Below are 16,481 nucleotides of genomic sequence, written 5' to 3' on the forward strand. Positions count from 1 at the left end.
GACGACCCCTGGGGCGGCGGCGGGGGATGTCCTATCCTCATGGCGTGACACGCAGCCGTAAGGACCCGAGTCTGCGCCGGGGGGAGATCCTTCGCGCCACCGTCTCCCAGATCAAGAAGCAGGGCATCCATCCCCTGCGGATCTCCGATGTGGCCCGCGAGCTGTCGGTCAGCCCGGCGCTGGTGATCTACCACTTCCAGAACAAGGAAACGCTGATCGCCGAAGCCTTCGCCTGGGCCGTCCAGCGCGAGCTGGACCACCTGGACCACCTCACCGCCGGGGTGCCGACCGCGCTGGAGCGACTGCGCACGGCGCTGGACTGGTATGCGCCGACCGGGCAGGCCAAGGGCTGGACCCTGTGGATCGAGGGCTGGGCGGGCGCACTGCGGGAGCCCACCCTGCGCAAGGTCGGCCGGGAGCTGGACCTGCGCTGGAAAGAGGCGCTGACCGCGATCATCCAGGACGGTGTGGACGCCAAGGAGTTCACCACCGACGACCCGCGGGGCGCGGTGTGGCGCATCACCGCCCTGCTGGACGGGGTGGCCGTGCAGACCATCGTGCACCGGGGCACCCAGGACCGTAAGCAGGCGGCCGACTGGTCGCGCCAGATCGTCGCTCGTGAGCTGGGCCTGAAGAGCGCCGATCTGGAGCGCGGCTGAGCGGCGCGGCCACGGCGCCCGCCGCGAGCGACCGCGGCTGTCCTCCGCGGTCGGGTTCGGCACCCTCCGCTGTCGAATCCAGCCCTCTTCCGTGAGCGGCACCGGTTTCCCGGGCCCCGGCCGGGCCCTCCTCTGCCTCAGCACTGCCTGGGCACTGCCTGAGCACGCCTTCCGCAGGACACGGCGGACACTCCGCCCGACCCTCCGCTATTGACAAGCGCGGAACGCGTACTACATCGTCGTTCAGTAACCGATAAGCCCGCGGGCCACGCGGCAGGGTCATCCCGTGCCTCGGCCACCGGGCCCAGCTCCTCACCACGAGTAGTTACCGAGCTCCCCTTCCGCCACCGTGGCTTCCCGCCTCATACACCGGGACACGGGTGGCACGAGCTCCGCGTCGAGAGGCCAATCCATGAACGCGCACCACGGGACCGAGTCGTTCGACGTCATCGTCGTCGGCCTGGGCGGTCTGGGCTCCGCCGCCGCATGGCACCTGGCCGCCTCCGGGCACCGGGTGCTCGGCCTGGAACAGTTCTCCTTCGGCCATGACCGCGGCGCCTCCCACGACACCTCGCGCATCCTGCGCCACAGCTACCACCGGCCCGACTATGTCCGCCTCACCCGGCACGCCTACGACGACTGGGCCCATCTGGAGCGCTCCGCCGACGAGCGGTTCGTCACCACCACCGGCGGTGTGGACCTGTGTCCGCGCGACTCCTCGATCCCGCTGACGGACTACTGGCAGAGCCTGGACGCCGAGGGCATCCCGTACGAGCTGCTGGACGCCGACGAGGTTCGGCGCCGGTGGCCGCAGATCTCCGTGCCCGAGGACACCACCGCGATGTACCAGGAGCGCACCTCCATCGTGCCCGCGGCACGGTCCACCGCCGCCATGCAGCGGCTGGCCGTCGCGGCCGGTGCGCAGCTGCGGGACAACACCCCGGTGACCGCCGTACGGCACGGTGCCCACGGCGTCGAGGTGGACACCCCGGCCGGCCGGTTCTCCGCCGGGCAGGTGGTGCTGTGCACCGATGCCTGGGCCAATACGCTGCTGGCCCCGCTCGGCCGCGAGATCCCGCTGACCGTGCTGGAGGAGCAGGTCACCTACTTCAAGCCCGCGGACCCTGCACCGTTCGCCCCGGAGTCGTTCCCGGTCTGGATCTGGCTGGACGAACCGTGCTTCTACGGCTTCCCCTGCTACGGCGAGGCCACCGTGAAGGCCGGACAGGACTGCGGAGGGCCCGAGGTGGGCGCCGACGCGCGGTCGGGCAGCACCGATCTGGACCTGCTGGACCGGCTCACCCGGTTCATGGGCGAGCGCTTCCCGCTCAGTGGCCGTCCCATCAGGTCCAAGCGCTGTCTGTACACCCTGACCCCGGACCGTGACTTCATCCTCGGCCCGGTGCCCGGTGCCGAACGCGTCCTGGTCGGCCTCGGAGCGGCCCACGCCTTCAAGTTCGCGCCGACACTGGGCCGGATGCTGTCCGAGCTGGCCGCGGATCCCAAGCTGGCGGACACCGAGGCGTACACCACCTTCCGGCTCGACCGGCCGGCGCTCACCGACAGCCGGTACCCGGTCAACTGGATGACCTGACCGGTGTGGTGGCCCCGGTCCGGGGCCGGGCCACCACACCTCCATCCGAACCCGCATTCCCCACCCCTGACTGAACGCGCATTCAGTGACGAGTGCCCGCACTGGACGGAAGCCATGACAGCGACCCCCCTGAGCACACCTCCCCTCACCGGTGCCACCCAGCCGCACCTCCAGCTGATCTGGACCGACCCGGTCACCGGACGGCGCGGCTTCGTCGTCATCGACCGGCTGATCCGCGGCGTGGCCAGCGGCGGGCTGCGGATGCGCGAGGGCTGCACCCTCGAGGAAGTGCGCGGTCTCGCGGCCGGGATGACCCGCAAGGAAGCACTCCACTACGACCCGGACAACCGCTACATCCCGCTGGGCGGGGCCAAGGGCGGTATCGACTGCAGTCCGCACGATCCGCGCGCCCGCGAGATCCTCTCCCGGTTCCTGGAGGCCATGCGCTGCGTCCTGGAACACCACTGGACCACCGGTGAGGACCTCGGACTGCGCCAGGACACCATCGACGAGGTCATCACCGAGGTCGGGCTGGCCAGTTCCATCCAGGCCATCTACCCCCTGCTCGACGACGACGCCCAGGCGCGCCGGCGGCTGGCGGACGCGTTCGCCATCGATGTCGACGGGGTGGCACTGCCCGAGCTGGTCGGCGGGCTGGGCGTGGCCGAATCGGCCCTCACCGCACTGGATGTGATCGGTCTCCCGCGCGCTTCGGCACGCGCGGTGGTCCAGGGCTTCGGCTCGATGGGCGGTGCGACGGCCCGCTATCTGGCACAGGCGGGTGTCACCGTGGTCGCGGTGGCCGACGCGCACGGTGTCATCACCAATCCGGACGGCCTGGACGTCGAACACCTGCTGCGCACCCGTGACCCGCTCGGCGGCATCGACCGCGGCCGGTTGCGTCCCGGGGACCGTGAGGCCGACGGTGACACCTGGCTGGACATCCCCTGCGACGTCCTGGTGCCCGCGGCGGTCTCGTACTGCATCGACGCGGTCAACCAGGCCCGGATCGACACCAGGATCATCGCCGAGGCCGCCAACATGCCCACCCTCCCCGAGGCGGAGGCGGCGCTGCATGCCCGCGGTGTCCAGGTGATCCCGGACTTCGTCGCCAACTCGGCCACCAACGCCTGGTGGTGGTGGACGCTCTTCGGCGACATCGGCGCCGACGCCGTCGAGGCCGACCGCAAGGTGCGCGAGTCCATGCGGCGGATCACCACCGACATGCTCACCAACGCCCGGCAGTTCGGCATCACCCCCCGTGACGCCGCGCTCGGCGTCGTCGGGAACAAGATCGCCGCCATTGACGCCCGTTTCGGTCCCGGCGGCGTCGCGGCCGACCCGGCACCCGGTGGAGGAAACCATGCCGCAGCGCTGTGAACTTGCCGTGATCGGCGGCGGGCTGATGGGCGCCGCCACCGCCTGGGCGGCCGGCCGCCGCGGTCTTTCGGTCCTGCTGCTGGAACAGTTCGACCCGGGCCATCACCACGGGAGCTCGCACGGCAGTGCGCGGATCGTCCGCCGGGCCTATGACGACGCGATGTACACCCGGCTCACCGGGCGCGCCTTCGAGCTGTGGCGCGAGCTGGAGTTCGACAGCGGGTCGCCCCTGCTGCGGATGCTGGGCGGGGTGGACTTCGGGGCCCGTTCCTACGTCGACGCCGTCGCCGGACAGCTCGCGGACGCGGCGGTGGAACACGAGGTGCTGGACGCGCGGGAGGCGGAGCGCCGCTGGCCGGGCATGGTCTTCGAAGGGCCGGTGATCCATCATCCGCAGGCCGGCACGGTCGACGCGGCGGCGGCCGTGACCGCGTTCCTGGACGGCGCCGAACGCCGCTCCGCCACACTCCGCTTCGGTACCGCGGTGCGGTCGCTCGAGGAAGGGCCCGGCGGAGTCCGGATCGTCCTCGACGACGGGGAGTCGGTGGAGGCCGCGCAGGTCGTGGTCGCGGCCGGGGGATGGACCGCGGAGCTGCTCGGCGATCGCCTCCCGCTGCCCACGTTGACCGTCACCCAGCAGGACGCCTTCCACTTCCCCCGGCTCGACGCGGCCGCCGACGCCTGGCCCAGTGTCATCCACGAGCACGGCAACGGCATCTACCACCTCGCCGGCGGCCGCGACGGCGGCCCGGGGGACGACCGGAAGATCGGCGAGCACTACGGCGGTCGCGGAACCACCGCGACCGGCCGGGACGGTGTCGTCACCGCCGCGACACGTCAGCGCCTGACCGAGTACGTCAAGCGGTGGCTGCCGGGGCTGGATCCCGTGCCACGGACCGAGACCACCTGTCTGTACACCACGACACCGAGCGAGGACTTCCTCCTGGACCGGGTCGGTTCGCTCATCGTGTGCTCGCCCTGTTCGGGGCACGGGGCGAAGTTCGCCCCGCTCATCGGTGAACTGACGGCGGACCTGGTGACCGGTGGCGAGGGCCCGCCCGCCGCCTTCCGGCTCGCCGCCCACACCGCCCACCGCGCCTGAGACACGGCGCCCGCGGCCGGCACATGGCGCCGTCGTTCCGGCAACGGCCGGAGCGGCGGCGCTCTCCGGTGTCCGCGGACACCCCGGCGAGGCTAGCCTGGTGTGCCATGATCGCTACGACGGACGACGCCTTCCTCGACCCCATCGCCGACCGGCTCGCGGCGCTGCCGACGGTGCGCGCGGTGACCCTGGGCGGCTCGCGGGCGCAGGGCACCCACACTCCCGAGAGCGACTGGGACCTGGCCGTGTACTACCGCGGCGCCTTCGATCCGGACACCTTGCGTGCCGTCGGCTGGGACGGTGTGGTGTCCGAACTCGGCGGCTGGGGCGGCGGGGTGTTCAACGGGGGTGCCTGGCTCACCATCCACGGGCGGCGCGTCGACGTCCACTACCGCGACCTCGATGTCGTGGAGCACCAACTCGCCGAGGCCGGACAGGGCCGGTTCCACTGGGAGCCGCTGATGTTCCACCTCGCGGGCATCCCGAGCTATCTGCTGGTCGCCGAACTCGCGCTCAACACGGTGCTGCGCGGCTCCCTGCCCCGCCCCGCGTTCCCCGACGCGCTGCGTACGACGGCCCCGCGGGAGTGGCGGGGCCGGGCCGCGGAGCGGCTCGCCTACGCCAGGACCGCCTACGCGGCCCGCGGGAAGACCACGGAGCTGGCCGGGGCGGTCGCCACCGCCGCCCTGGAGACCGCCCACGCTGTGCTGGCGGCGCGCGGGGAATGGGTCACCAATGAGAAGCAGCTCCTGATGCGGGCGGGGCTGCGCGGTATCGACACGATCCTGACGGGACTGCGCCCGGAACCCGAGGCGCTGACGCGGGCGGTCGACGCCGCCGAGGAGTTGTTCACGACGGCCGGATGACCCGCGCACCGCCGTGACATCAGCGGCTGTCGTCCTCGACGGGCGGGGCAGTCTCCGCCGGCCGTTCTCCGGTGGCGGCCCGTTCGGTCTCCTGCGACGGGCCCGGGTCGGCGATCCGCAGCGCGAAGCATCCGGCCAGCACCGCGCCGAAGGCCGCCGCGAGGAAGGTCATGGGCAGGCCCCACGGCTCGATGAGCACACCGGCCAGGGCTCCGCCCGCCGCGGCGCCCCCGTAGGCCACGGTGCCGAACCAGGTGAACCCCTCGGTTGCCCGGGAGCTGTCGGTGCTCCGGCTCGCCAGCATGTACTCCACGGAGGTGGCGGGCGCCATCAGCGTGCCGCCGACGGCGAGGAGCACGGCGAGCTGCCAGGGTTCGCGGGCGACAGCCAGCACGGCGAACCCAGCGGCGTTGGCGAAGATCAGAACGACGAGCTGGCGCACCAGGGGCGAGCGCGGCGCGAGACGGATGTAGAGGATCCCGCCCACGATGCTGGCGGACGACCACACACCCAGCAGCAGCCCGCTGGAGGACGGTGAGCCCGCCTCCACCGCGAAGGCGGGCACCAGGACTTCCAGGACGCCGTAGGCGACGGACATCAGGAAGGTGACCATCAGGATGCGGCGCATGGCGGGCGAGGCCAGCACATGCCCGCTGCGGGCCGGACGCGGGGTGTCCCGGCTGCTGTACGAGCGGATCACCGGGGCGCGGGCGAGATCGAGGGAACCGATCGTCACCGCGGCGGCGCCTACCAGCAGACCGGCCGAGGGGCTGGCGACCGCGCACACCAGTCCGGCCACCAACGGGCCCAGGACATAGAGGATCTCGACGACCACGGCCTCGAAGCCGAAGGCGACGGGATGGAGTCGGCCGTCGACCAGGTGGGGCCACACCGCCCGGGTGACCGCGGCGATCGGCGGCGCGACGCCGCCCGCCACCGCCGCGCCCGCCACGATGGCCCACACCGGGGCACCGTTGTGCACCAGCAGCAGGAAACTGGTGGTGGCCAGGGGATTGGCACAGCCCACGATCACCATGACCCACACCGCGTGGCCCCGGTCGATATACGGCCGTAGAAGGGCGACGTGGCGGCGAACGCGAGCCAGTTCGCCCCCATCGCCAGACCCGCCGCCCGGTAGGAGCCGGTGCTGTTCTGGACCAGCAGGACGAGCAGCACCGATGTCATCCCGACGGGCAACCGGGCCAGGATGGACGGCAGGACGACGGCGGGAACGCCCGGGGAACGCAACAGGGCCGGGTAACCGGCGCGCTCGCTGGACATGGCGGCTCCGGGAAGGGGACGTCGGGGCGGTGTGCGGTGGTGTCGGGGGCCCGGCTGTCGCTCTCGGGCGAGGTCGCCGCCCGTTGCCGTCAGGCGAGGTCGCGCGGCAGGGATCGCCGCCAGTCGCGTTCGAAGACCTGCTGGTCATCCTCGCTGGCCCGGACGGTGATGTCCACCTCGTACCGGTCGGTGTGGGCGGTCAGGAACAGATCGGCGGCGGTGGTCACCCGTGCCTCGGGCCAGCCCACCGTGTACACGCAGCGGGCCACCAGGGTCTGGTCGTGGGTGCGTTCGTCCACGGTGACCCGGCCGGTGTTGCGTGCCTCGCACACCGTGCCGTCGTGAGTGGTCCAGACGTCGGCGTAGTCCACGAAACAGGTGGTGGTGCGGGCCAGCACATCACGTTCGACGGTCCAGGTCACCCCCTTGCCGTCGGGGAGCGACTCGGGGGTCACCTCGTGGAAGACCGGCGGTGGACACGGACCCGGTCCGGCGGTGACGGGCAGGGTGAGCCCGCTCCCGGCCGCGTCCACGGTCAGCGTCAGCGGTGTGGGCGGGGCGAAGGTGTTGGGCCAGTCGGCTCCCGCGAGGGACAGCCGCAGCCGGTGTCCGGGGGGCAGGACGCACGCGGTGGCGTTCAGTTCGATGTCGACCGTCTCCGCGCGCCCCGGTGTCAGCGGACTCGGTTCGGCGTCATGGCCGTCCCGGTGGGTGAGGTTGAGCAGGGTCCGGGTGATCAGCGAGGAGGTGCCGTCGGGGAACACCTCGCTCAGCTTGGCCGACACATACGCCACCGGGGCGTCGGCGCTCACCTTCAAGCGCAGCCGGGGGTGGCCCAGAAGCTCCAGCGAACCCTCGGGCAGCGGCTGTTCGCCGACCGTCCACTCCCAGGTGAGGGAGTCGGCGTCGTCGTAACGCTGGTCGCTCGGCTGGCCCCAGGGCAGCGAACCGGCGCAGTCGATCCAGGCCGCCGTGCCGGTGGAGGGCTTGACGCGCAGCTCACGGGGCTCCCCGCGGAGGCCCAGGGTGACTTCCCGAGCACGGGCCGGGGGCCACTGCCGTTCGCTGCGCCACTCCCCCCGCAGTCGCGCGAGGTCCGGTTCGGGGCGGGTGGAGTGCCGGGTGAAGTAGGAGATCGGGGGTTCGCGGTCGACGCCGTTGTCGACCCCCCGCAGCCAGCGGTCGAACCACCGGGCCATCTCCGGCACCAGGTCGATCCACGGACCGGGCAGCGAACTGTGGGTGGACATATGGCTCCACGGACCGATCAGCAGCCGGTAGGGCGTGCCCTGGTCCTGGAGCCGGCTGATGGTGCGGAAGCTGTTGTTGCGGTATCCGTCGGCCCAGCCCTGGACGATCATCGTGGGGCAGCGCACCAGGTCGTAGTCGGGGCGGATCGAGCCGCGCCGCCAGAACGCGCCGTGGCGCTGGTTCTCCAGCCAGCTCAGCAGCCAGGGCTCCATGGTGTCCATCCGCTTGTGCCAGGTCGCGCGCCAGTCGGGACCGGCCAGTGCGGGCACCGGTGGCAGCGCGTTCATCGCGGCCAGGTAGAGCGGGTAGTCGATCAGGTCGACCATGCGCAGAGCGCCGCCCAGGTAGTGGACGTCGTCGGTGTAGCGGTCGTCGGAGCTGTAGATGGGGACGATGGCCTTGAGGGCGGCCGGGGCGCGCATGGCGGCGTGGAAGGCGTTGAACCCGCTGTAGGAGGTGCCGAACATGCCCACCGAACCGTTGCACCAGGGCTGTCCGGCGAGCCAGGCGATGACCTCGCACAGGTCCTCGGGCTCCCGTTCGGGGTACTCGTCGTCCGCGTACCCCTCGGAGCTGCCGGTGCCCCGCAGGTCCACCCGGCAGACGGCGAAGCGGTACTCGTCCCGGAAGCGCAGGTACTCGGGGCGGGCCTCCACTCCGAGGTGGTCGTCCTTGCGGTACGGAAGCGCCTCCAGCAGGACAGGGACCGGCTCCGGACCCGGTACGGGCAGATAGAGGGTGGCCGCGAGCCGGATCCCGTCACCGAGGGGGATGGTGGTGGTCTGCGTGGTGCCGGTCTCGGTGGTGGCGGTGGTCACGCGGGGTCCTCCTTCACATCGTGGGGCGGCCGTGCCGCGGGGGTGTCGATGTCCAGCGGCGGGCCGATGTGCCGCTGACGCGGGGAGATCGCCGGTACCGCGCCCAGCAGCCGCTGCGTGTAGGTGTGTTCGGGGCTGCGGGTGATCTGCTCGGCGGTGCCGCGTTCCACGACGGTGCCGCGCAGCAGGACGTCCACCTCATCGCTGATCCGTCGCACCACGTCGAGGTCATGGGTGATGAACAGGTAGGCCAGCTGCCGCCGGGACTGGAGGTCCAGGAGGAGGTTGAGGATCTGGGCCTGGACCGACACATCCAGGGCGGAGGTGGGTTCGTCGCAGATGACCAGATCGGGGTCGGTGGCCAGGGCGCGGGCGATACACACGCGCTGCCGCTGGCCGCCGGAGAACTTGTGCGGGTAGGCGTCGGGTTCGGCACCGTGCATGCCGACCGAGTCCAGCAGTTCGCGGACCCGCTCCTTGCCGCCGTCCCGGTACATGCCGTGGGCGCGGAGGGGTTCGGCGACGATCTCACCGATGGTCAGCCGGGGGTCCATCGACTCGTAGGGATCCTGGAAGACCATGCCGACGCTGCGCCGGAAGGCGTGGCGCGACCGGCGGCCGCGGATCGCCTCGCCGCGGAAGCGGACGGTGCCGCTGTCGGCGCTCTCCAGGCCGACGATGATACGGGCGAGGGTGGACTTCCCGGAGCCGGACTCCCCGACGATGCTGACCGTACGCCCGGTCTCGATGCGCAGGTCGACGTCGTCCAGCGCGGTGTACTGGCCGTAGCGTTTGGTGATCCCGGTGGCCTCCAGCAGCGGTGTGCCGGGGGCGGGCTGGGGCGCGCTCACGGTGTCTCCTCCAGACGGTGACAGGCCGCGGTGTGGTCGTGGCCGACCCGGCGGGGCGCGGGGAGTTCGGTGCCGCACCGGGCGTCGGCCTGCGGACACCGGGGGTGGAAGGGACAGCCACCGGGGGGACCGGCGACCGGCGGACTTCCGGAGATGGTGGTGAAGGGCTGCTTGGGCCCCGCGGTGCGGCCGCTCTGGAAGCAGGTGAGGAGGGCCTGGGTGTAGGGGTGGCGCGCGCCTTCGAAGAGCGTGAGCACATCGGTGTGTTCGACCAGCCGCCCGCCGTAGAGCACGGCCACGTGGTCGGCGAGTTCGGCGACCACCGACATGTCGTGGGTGATCCAGATGACGGTGAGCCCGCACTGCTGCTGGAGCCTGCTGACCAGGGCCAGGATGTCCGCCTGGACGGTGACGTCCAGCGCGGTGGTGGGCTCGTCGGCGATCAGCAGCTGGGGGCGGAAGGCGAGCGCGATGGCGATGATGACCCGCTGCCGCATACCGCCGGACAGCGCTCCGGGGTAGAGGCGCGCCACCCGGTCGGGGTCGGGGATGCCGACGTCGGCCAGCCCCTGCCGGGCCAGTTCGGCGGCCTCGGCCCGGCTCGCCCCGCAGCGCACCTGGTGCACTTCGGCGATCTGCTTCCCGACCCGGATGACGGGGTTGAGTGCGGCCGAGGCGTCCTGGGCGAGGTAGGCGGCGGTGTGGCCGCGGGCCTCACGCAGCGCCTTCCCCGTCAGCGCGGTCAGTTCGGTGTCGCCCACCGTCACCGACCCGCCGCTGATCGAGGCGCCGGGCGGCAGGATGCGTCCGGCGGCGAGCGCGAGGGTGGACTTCCCGGAGCCGGACTCGCCGACCAGGGCGGTGGTGGTACCCGCGGGAACGGTCAGGCTGACGTCCCGCAGGGCGGTGAAGTCGCCGTAGTCCACGGACAGACGGTCGATGGTGACCTCGCTGCCAAGGGTGGCGGCGGGAGCCGGGGCGGTGGTCATGGTGCCTCCGATGCGGCACGGGGGTCGATGGCGGACCGGAGCAGATCCACCAGGAGGTTGGCCGTGACCACGAGGGCGGCGGCCACGATGACGGTGCCGGTGAGCAGCGGGCGGTCCAGGTCCGCGAACGCCTCCGTCTGCATCTGGCCGATCCCGGGCCAGGCGAAGATCTTCTCGACGAAGACCACACCGGACAGGAACACGGCCACGTCCATACCCATCAGGGTGGTCACCGGGGAGGCGATGTTGCGCAGCACATGGCGGGAGACGATCCGCCTGCGGCTGAGGCCCTTGGACACCGCGGTGCGCACATACGACGAGGAGAGCGCCTCGCGCATGCTGTCGCGGACCACGTTGGCGTAGTACGGCGAGCCCATCAGCCCGAGGGTGACGGCGGGCAGGACGAGCTGGGCCGGGCCGGAGCCGCCGTCGATGGGGAAGATTGGCAACTGGTATCCGAACAGCAGCAGGAGCAGGAAGCCCAGGGAGAACACGGGCATCGACAGCAGACCGACGTTGACGGTGGCCAGCAGCCAGCTGCGCCTGGGCCGCAGCGCCTCCCACATGCCCCACAGACCGCCGAGGACGAGTTCCACCACCAGGGCGGCGGCGGCCAGGGCGGCGGTGGCGGGCAACCGCTCCAGGATGAGCGAGAGCACGGGCCGGTCGTTGGAGTAGGAGGTGCCCAGGTCGCCCTGGAGGACCGAGGAGAGGTAGTGGCCGAGCTGGGACCACCACGGGTCGTCCAGCCGCAGCTGTCCGCGGATCTCCTTGAGGACTTCGGGGGTGGCCTTGGGCCCGGCGATGCTGCGGGCCGGGTCGCCGGGGACGACGTACTGCAGCACGAAGGTGAGCAGGACGACCGCCAGGACGGTGAATGCGCCCAGCAGGATGCGGACGGCTATGCGTCGAGCCATGAGCGTCGCTCCGAGAGGGGGTTGCGGCGGTTGAGTCCCTCGGCGACCAGGACGAACGCCAGGACGGTCGCGATGACGAGGACGAGCGGGACGAACAGGGTGTGCGGTGCGTAGGTCATGCTGCTGGAGCCGTCGGCGAGCATGTTGCCCAGTTCGGGGGTGGGCGGCTGGATCCCGGCGCCCAGGTAGGACAGTCCGGCTCCGACCACCACGACGGCGGCGCCGTTGAGGGCGGCCACGTTGAGCAGGATGGTGGACAGGTGCGGCAGTACGTGGCGGCGCAGCGCGGTGTGGCGGCGCACCCCGTGGGCGAGGGCCGCCTCGACGAAGCCGCGGCCGCGCAGCCGTACCGTCTCCCCGTGCACCAGCCGTGCGGTCCAGGCCCAGTACAGGGCGGTGACCACGATGATGATGCCGGTGGTGCCGCGGCCGACGATGCTCGCCAGGGCGAGGCCGGAGAGCACGGTGGGGACGGACAGGAACACATCGACGATGCGCATCAGCACCTGTTCGAACCAGCCGCGGTAGAAACCGGCGACGAGGCCCACCACGGCGCCCAGGGCCACCGAGGTGAGATTGGCGGTCAGCGCGATGATGAGGGTGGCGCGCAGCCCGTATAGGGTCCGGGCGAACAGGTCACGGCCGATGGCGTCGGTGCCCAACAGGTGTCCGTTCTCGCCGACTCCGGCGGGCAGGCCCTGGCTGGTGAGACTGTCGGTGTGGATGGTGTAGGGGGATCCGGCCAGCGGGGCGCACAGCGCGAGGAGGACCAGGAACCCCAGTAGACAGAGCCCGGTGAGCCACAGCCGCCGTCCGGCGGTGCGCGCGGTGGCGCGGGCGGCGGGGCGGGGCTGGTCCGGCCGCGGGCCGGACGCGGCGGTCGCCACCGGGGCGGTGGCGGTCTGCGGTGTGACGGGAACGGTGCTCATCGTTTCACCCACAGCCGGTCGTAGTAGCTGCCGGTCTCGCCGCGCATCTGGTAGTTGCGCAGATCGGGCGAGCGCGCGGCGAGGAAGTTGAGGCTGCCGATGTAGATGCCCGCGGCGTCCTCGGTGAGTTCCTTCTCGACCTCGGCCAGGATGGCGTTGGACGCCTCGACGGTGGGTGCCTTGCGGGCCTTGGCCGTCAGCGCGTCCACGCGCTTGTTGTGGTAGCCGGTGTAGTTCTGGGCGGCGTCCGAGGTGAAGCAGGTGGTCACCAGTTCCAGTGCGCTGTCCAGGACGATGTACATATCGGTCCCGTACAGGTCGCCCTCGCCCTTGGAGGTGGCCAGTTCGAAGGCGGACTCGCTCATCGCGTCCAGGGTGATCTCCACCCCCACGCTCTCGAACTGCTGCTGGAGGACCTGGGCCATCAGCGGCCACGGGTCCTGGGTGCCGTGCAGGAACCTCAGCCGCAGCCGCCCCACACCGGCCTCCTTGAGGAGGGCCCGCGCACGCTCCGGGTCATGGGTGTAGGGGCGCGCGGTGCGGCGGTAGCGGTCGAGGTGTTTGGGGAAGGCACAGCCCCAGGGGTCGGAGAGGCCGAAGGAGACCCGGGTGAGCTGTTCGCGGTCCACCGCCCAGCTCAGCGCCTGCCGGACCCGGGGGTCCTTCAGCACGGGCCGCTTGTGGTTCGTCGTGATCCACTGGCTGCCGCGCACGGGTACGGGGTGGACGAAGCGTTCGCGCATCTCGGGGTCCGCGGTGAAGCGGGCCGCCTGGCTGGGCACGAGCCCTTCACCGAGCACATCGACCTTGCCCCCGCTGAGCTGGAGCGCCTGGAGTGGGTAGTCGATGCCCCAGCGGTACTCCAGGGTGTCGATCAGCGGGGTGCCGCGCCAGAAGTAGTGTTCGTGGGGGCGGAACAGCGCGCGCTGCCGCTTGCTGTCGTAGCGGGTGATCCGGAAGGGGCCGGTGCCCACCGGAGTGCGGGAGAATCCGGCGCCCAGGCGCTCCACCTCCTCCTTGGGCAGCGCGGCCATGTACGGCTGGCACAGCAGTGCCTGGAAGAGGATGTCCGGCTCGCTGAGACGGATTCGCAGGGTGTGGTCGTCGAGCGCCTCGAGCCCGCGGACCTTCTTCGCCTTCTTCTCGTAGACCTCGGTGGCGCCCTCGATGCCCAGCAGATAGCTCGACGCCCAGGAGGCCAGCTCCGGGTCCAGCACACGCGTCCAGGTCCAGACGTAGTCCTGCGCGGTGACCCGGCGGCCGTTGTGGAACCGTACGTCCCTGCGCAGGGGCACGGTGTACGTCCTGCGATCCGCGGAGACCTTGGGCATGGCGGCCGCGGCGTGCGGCGCGGGCCCGTCGACCGGTCCGGCGTACTGGTACAGCGGGGCGTGCAGCACCGTGGAGATGGCTTCCCAGCTGTGCAGGTCCCATCCGATGGCCGGGTCGTAGGACTGGGCCTCGTTGGACCAGGCGGTGATGACGTGTCCGCCGCGGCGGGCGCCGCTCTGGTCGCCCGGGCCGGGCGCCCAGGCACCGACGTGGGCCAGGGCCCCGGGGCGCGGGGGCGAGCCGGGCCCGCCACAGCCGGAGAGGAAGGCTGCCGCGGCTCCGGCGGCACCGAAGGTCAGCAGATGTCGTCGGCTCGGTAGGGGTGGTGGTCCGGCCATGGGTGTCCTCTCGTGAAGCTGCCGCTTCGCAAGATGACCGGGCGGCAGGGCGATGAGGACCTGACGTCGGGAGCGAAGGAACGGCGAGGGGTGATTCACGTGTGGGTGCGCCGAAGCGGCGGGCGGGGGCTGCGGTGTGCGGGCCCGGGGCGGGGGTGGCCCGGGACGGGGTGGAACGGTGGCCCGGTGTCCCCCGGGGTACGGGGTGTGTTCCGGGGTGCGCCGCGGCGTCGGCGGCGCGGTCCGGCAAGGGGCCGGGCGGCGGAGCGGACCGGTGCCGTACGGGGTGGGGCACGGGGCCGGGGCGGTGCGGGGTCCGTGGCGGGTCCGGTGGACACCCGGTGTCCCCGTCGGCGGCCACGGCGGACCGTGCCGCCGACGGCCGGGGACGGCGGGAGGTGTCCGGGAGCGCGGCCGGTCAGGCTCCGCCCGGTTCATCCTCGCCTGCGCAGGGGGTCGGTGTCACCATTGGATGGTCTTCGTTTCCAGGTATTCGACGAGGCCGTGCGCGCCCAGTTCCCGGCCGGTCCCGGACTGCTTGTAGCCGCCGGTCGGGGCCAGGACGTTGAACGTGCCGTCGTTCACGGTGATCAGCCCGGCGCGGATGCGGCGGGCGAAGTGTTCGGCGCGGAACGGATCGGCGCACCACACCGCTCCGGCCAGGCCGTAGATCGAGTCGTTGGCGATCCGGGCGGCCTCCTCCTCGTCCCGGTAGGACAGCAGGCACACCACCGGCCCGAAGATCTCCTCCTGGGCGATGGTCATATCGGGTGTGACGTCGGCGAACACGGTGGGCAGCACCCAGTGGCCGGCCGCCAGACCCTCGGGCCGCCGGTCCGCGGGCGCCTCGCCACCGGTCACCAGCCGGGCGCCCTCGGCCGTCCCCCGGGCGATGTGCGCGAGCACGCTGTCGTACTGCGCGGCGGTGGCGATCGGGCCGAGGTGGTCCCCGGGTCCGGCCGGATCCCCCAGCGGCCAGCGTCCGGCCCCCTCGGCGGCGAGCGCCACCGCCCTTTCGTACACCGCCTCCGGCAGCAGGACCCGGGTGCAGGCCGTACACGTCTGGCCCGAGTTGTAGAAGGCGTCGGCGAGGGCCGTGGCGATGGCACGGTCCAGGTCCTTGACGGTGGAGCCGTCGGGCTCGTCCGCGAGGATCACCCGGGCGGACTTTCCGCCGAGCTCCAGCCCCACGCGTTTGACGGTCTCGGCGGCGGTGCGCGCCACGGCGCGTCCGGCGCCGGTGGAGCCGGTGAAGGAGACGGCGTCGACACCGGGGTGGGCGGCGAGTGCCGCACCGGCCACCGATCCGGCGCCGGTGATCAGGTTGAACACCCCCGCGGGTGCGCCGGTCTCCGCACACGCCCGCTCGAAGACGGTGGCGAGCAGGAAGGCGTTCAGCGGAGCTTCGCAGCTCGGCTTGAGGACGACGGTGCAGCCGGCGGCGAGCGCGGCGGCCACCTTGGCCGCGATGAGGTAGAGCGGGTAGTTCCACGGGGTGATGGCGGCGACGACCCCCACCGGTTCCCGGACGACCTGGGAGGAGGCGATGCGCTCCTGCCACTGGAAGTCGGCGAGGACGGTGAGGTAGGAGTCGAAGACCTCGGCCGCGAGACGGGTCTGCACCTGGAGGGCGTTGTCCCGCGGGGCGCCCATCTCCGCGGTGATGACCGCGGCGAACTCCGCCTCGCGCTCCCTGATACCGGTGGCGACCGCGGCGAGCAGCGCCTGACGGGTCGAGACGCCGGAGGCGGCCCAGGCCGGGAAGGCGGCACGGGCTGCCGCCACCGCGGCGTCCACATCGGCCGCCGTGGCCTGCGGCACCCGGCCGATGGCGCGTCCGGTGGCCGGATCGGTGACCACCGCATGGGCGTCCCCGGAGCCCTCCAGCGGAGCCTGCCACATACCGCCGATCCAGAACTCCCGGCGGTCCGGGTCCAGTTGGACTGTCGGGGAAAGGGAGACCGGATTACCCATGGTCGTGCTCCTCGGGCGCGGACTGGGGTTTCGGTGAGAGAGACGGCGCGGGCTCAGAAGGAATGCCACGCGCTTGACTGGTTTCGAACCGTAGGACGCTACTGACTGGGGAGTCAACAGGCGTCACCGAATTTACTGACTGCCGGATCAATACCGCTCCTCCTGGCGGGCTCCGCCACGGGGCGGAGCCGGTCGTTCGC

General features: G+C 71.9%; 14 protein-coding genes. 5 read left to right on the forward strand and 9 right to left on the reverse strand.

The features are described from left to right. Window positions 1–44: 44 nt before the first annotated feature. The 5 genes from AC07FT_RS23445 to AC07FT_RS23465 all read left to right on the forward strand — a co-directional run bounded on the left by AC07FT_RS23445 (window position 45) and on the right by AC07FT_RS23465 (window position 5,601). Window positions 45–659: a TetR/AcrR family transcriptional regulator gene (locus AC07FT_RS23445; RefSeq protein WP_479177940.1), complete on the forward strand. Its 615-nt coding sequence runs from the start codon at window positions 45–47 to the stop codon at window positions 657–659. Window positions 660–1,071: 412 nt separating this feature from the next. Continuing rightward, entirely contained in the window at window positions 1,072–2,253 is a 1,182-nt protein-coding gene (solA, locus tag AC07FT_RS23450; RefSeq protein ID WP_471199100.1) for an N-methyl-L-tryptophan oxidase, read from the forward strand. A gap of 114 nt (window positions 2,254–2,367) precedes the next feature. Beyond that, entirely contained in the window at window positions 2,368–3,633 is a 1,266-nt protein-coding gene (locus AC07FT_RS23455) for a Glu/Leu/Phe/Val dehydrogenase dimerization domain-containing protein (protein WP_479177941.1), read from the forward strand. Next, a complete protein-coding gene (locus AC07FT_RS23460) occupies window positions 3,617–4,735 on the forward strand; it encodes an FAD-dependent oxidoreductase (RefSeq protein ID WP_479177942.1) in 1,119 nt (372 codons plus the stop codon). Before AC07FT_RS23455 ends, AC07FT_RS23460 begins: the two co-directional genes overlap by 17 nt. 107 nt (window positions 4,736–4,842) lie before the next feature. After that, window positions 4,843–5,601, forward strand: coding sequence for a nucleotidyltransferase domain-containing protein (locus AC07FT_RS23465; RefSeq protein WP_479177943.1), 759 nt, complete (start codon window positions 4,843–4,845; stop codon window positions 5,599–5,601). 19 nt (window positions 5,602–5,620) lie between these two features. Here AC07FT_RS23465 and AC07FT_RS23470 read toward each other — a convergent pair whose 3' ends face one another. The 9 genes from AC07FT_RS23470 to AC07FT_RS23510 all read right to left on the reverse strand — a co-directional run bounded on the left by AC07FT_RS23470 (window position 5,621) and on the right by AC07FT_RS23510 (window position 16,281). Continuing rightward, window positions 5,621–6,637 (reverse strand): MFS transporter, encoded by a 1,017-nt coding sequence (locus AC07FT_RS23470; protein WP_479177944.1) that lies wholly within the window; start codon window positions 6,635–6,637, stop codon window positions 5,621–5,623. Then, entirely contained in the window at window positions 6,631–6,882 is a 252-nt protein-coding gene (locus AC07FT_RS23475) for a hypothetical protein (RefSeq protein ID WP_479177945.1), read from the reverse strand. The genes AC07FT_RS23470 and AC07FT_RS23475 overlap by 7 nt, the downstream gene beginning before the upstream one ends. 89 nt (window positions 6,883–6,971) lie before the next feature. Further along, window positions 6,972–8,951, reverse strand: a complete 1,980-nt coding sequence (locus AC07FT_RS23480) for a CocE/NonD family hydrolase (RefSeq protein WP_479177946.1) — start codon at window positions 8,949–8,951, stop codon at window positions 6,972–6,974. Further along, a complete protein-coding gene (locus AC07FT_RS23485; protein ID WP_479177947.1) occupies window positions 8,948–9,802 on the reverse strand; it encodes an ABC transporter ATP-binding protein in 855 nt (284 codons plus the stop codon). The genes AC07FT_RS23480 and AC07FT_RS23485 overlap by 4 nt, the downstream gene beginning before the upstream one ends. Beyond that, window positions 9,799–10,791, reverse strand: coding sequence for an ABC transporter ATP-binding protein (locus AC07FT_RS23490; RefSeq protein ID WP_479177948.1), 993 nt, complete (start codon window positions 10,789–10,791; stop codon window positions 9,799–9,801). Before AC07FT_RS23490 ends, AC07FT_RS23485 begins: the two co-directional genes overlap by 4 nt. Next, entirely contained in the window at window positions 10,788–11,708 is a 921-nt protein-coding gene (locus AC07FT_RS23495; RefSeq protein ID WP_479177949.1) for an ABC transporter permease, read from the reverse strand. Before AC07FT_RS23495 ends, AC07FT_RS23490 begins: the two co-directional genes overlap by 4 nt. Beyond that, on the reverse strand, window positions 11,693–12,637 hold the full coding sequence (locus tag AC07FT_RS23500) for an ABC transporter permease (protein ID WP_479177950.1): 945 nt from the start codon (window positions 12,635–12,637) through the stop codon (window positions 11,693–11,695). Before AC07FT_RS23500 ends, AC07FT_RS23495 begins: the two co-directional genes overlap by 16 nt. Next, window positions 12,634–14,307, reverse strand: coding sequence for an ABC transporter substrate-binding protein (locus AC07FT_RS23505; RefSeq protein ID WP_479177951.1), 1,674 nt, complete (start codon window positions 14,305–14,307; stop codon window positions 12,634–12,636). The genes AC07FT_RS23500 and AC07FT_RS23505 overlap by 4 nt, the downstream gene beginning before the upstream one ends. 462 nt (window positions 14,308–14,769) lie before the next feature. After that, entirely contained in the window at window positions 14,770–16,281 is a 1,512-nt protein-coding gene (locus tag AC07FT_RS23510) for an aldehyde dehydrogenase family protein (protein WP_479177952.1), read from the reverse strand. Window positions 16,282–16,481: the final 200 nt, after the last annotated feature.

The sequence above is a fragment of the Streptomyces sp. NPDC045899 genome (assembly GCF_056431485.1).

Coding starts and splice junctions, on each gene's coding strand:
- AC07FT_RS23510 (WP_479177952.1), bottom strand. CDS start 16,281: ATGGGTAATCCGGTCTCCCTTTCCCCGACAGTCCAACTGGACCCGGAC.
- AC07FT_RS23490 (WP_479177948.1), bottom strand. CDS start 10,791: ATGACCACCGCCCCGGCTCCCGCCGCCACCCTTGGCAGCGAGGTCACC.
- AC07FT_RS23505 (WP_479177951.1), bottom strand. CDS start 14,307: ATGGCCGGACCACCACCCCTACCGAGCCGACGACATCTGCTGACCTTC.
- AC07FT_RS23475 (WP_479177945.1), bottom strand. CDS start 6,882: ATGTCCAGCGAGCGCGCCGGTTACCCGGCCCTGTTGCGTTCCCCGGGC.
- AC07FT_RS23495 (WP_479177949.1), bottom strand. CDS start 11,708: ATGGCTCGACGCATAGCCGTCCGCATCCTGCTGGGCGCATTCACCGTC.
- AC07FT_RS23470 (WP_479177944.1), bottom strand. CDS start 6,637: ATGGTGATCGTGGGCTGTGCCAATCCCCTGGCCACCACCAGTTTCCTG.
- AC07FT_RS23465 (WP_479177943.1), top strand. CDS start 4,843: ATGATCGCTACGACGGACGACGCCTTCCTCGACCCCATCGCCGACCGG.
- solA (WP_471199100.1), top strand. CDS start 1,072: ATGAACGCGCACCACGGGACCGAGTCGTTCGACGTCATCGTCGTCGGC.
- AC07FT_RS23455 (WP_479177941.1), top strand. CDS start 2,368: ATGACAGCGACCCCCCTGAGCACACCTCCCCTCACCGGTGCCACCCAG.
- AC07FT_RS23460 (WP_479177942.1), top strand. CDS start 3,617: ATGCCGCAGCGCTGTGAACTTGCCGTGATCGGCGGCGGGCTGATGGGC.
- AC07FT_RS23500 (WP_479177950.1), bottom strand. CDS start 12,637: ATGAGCACCGTTCCCGTCACACCGCAGACCGCCACCGCCCCGGTGGCG.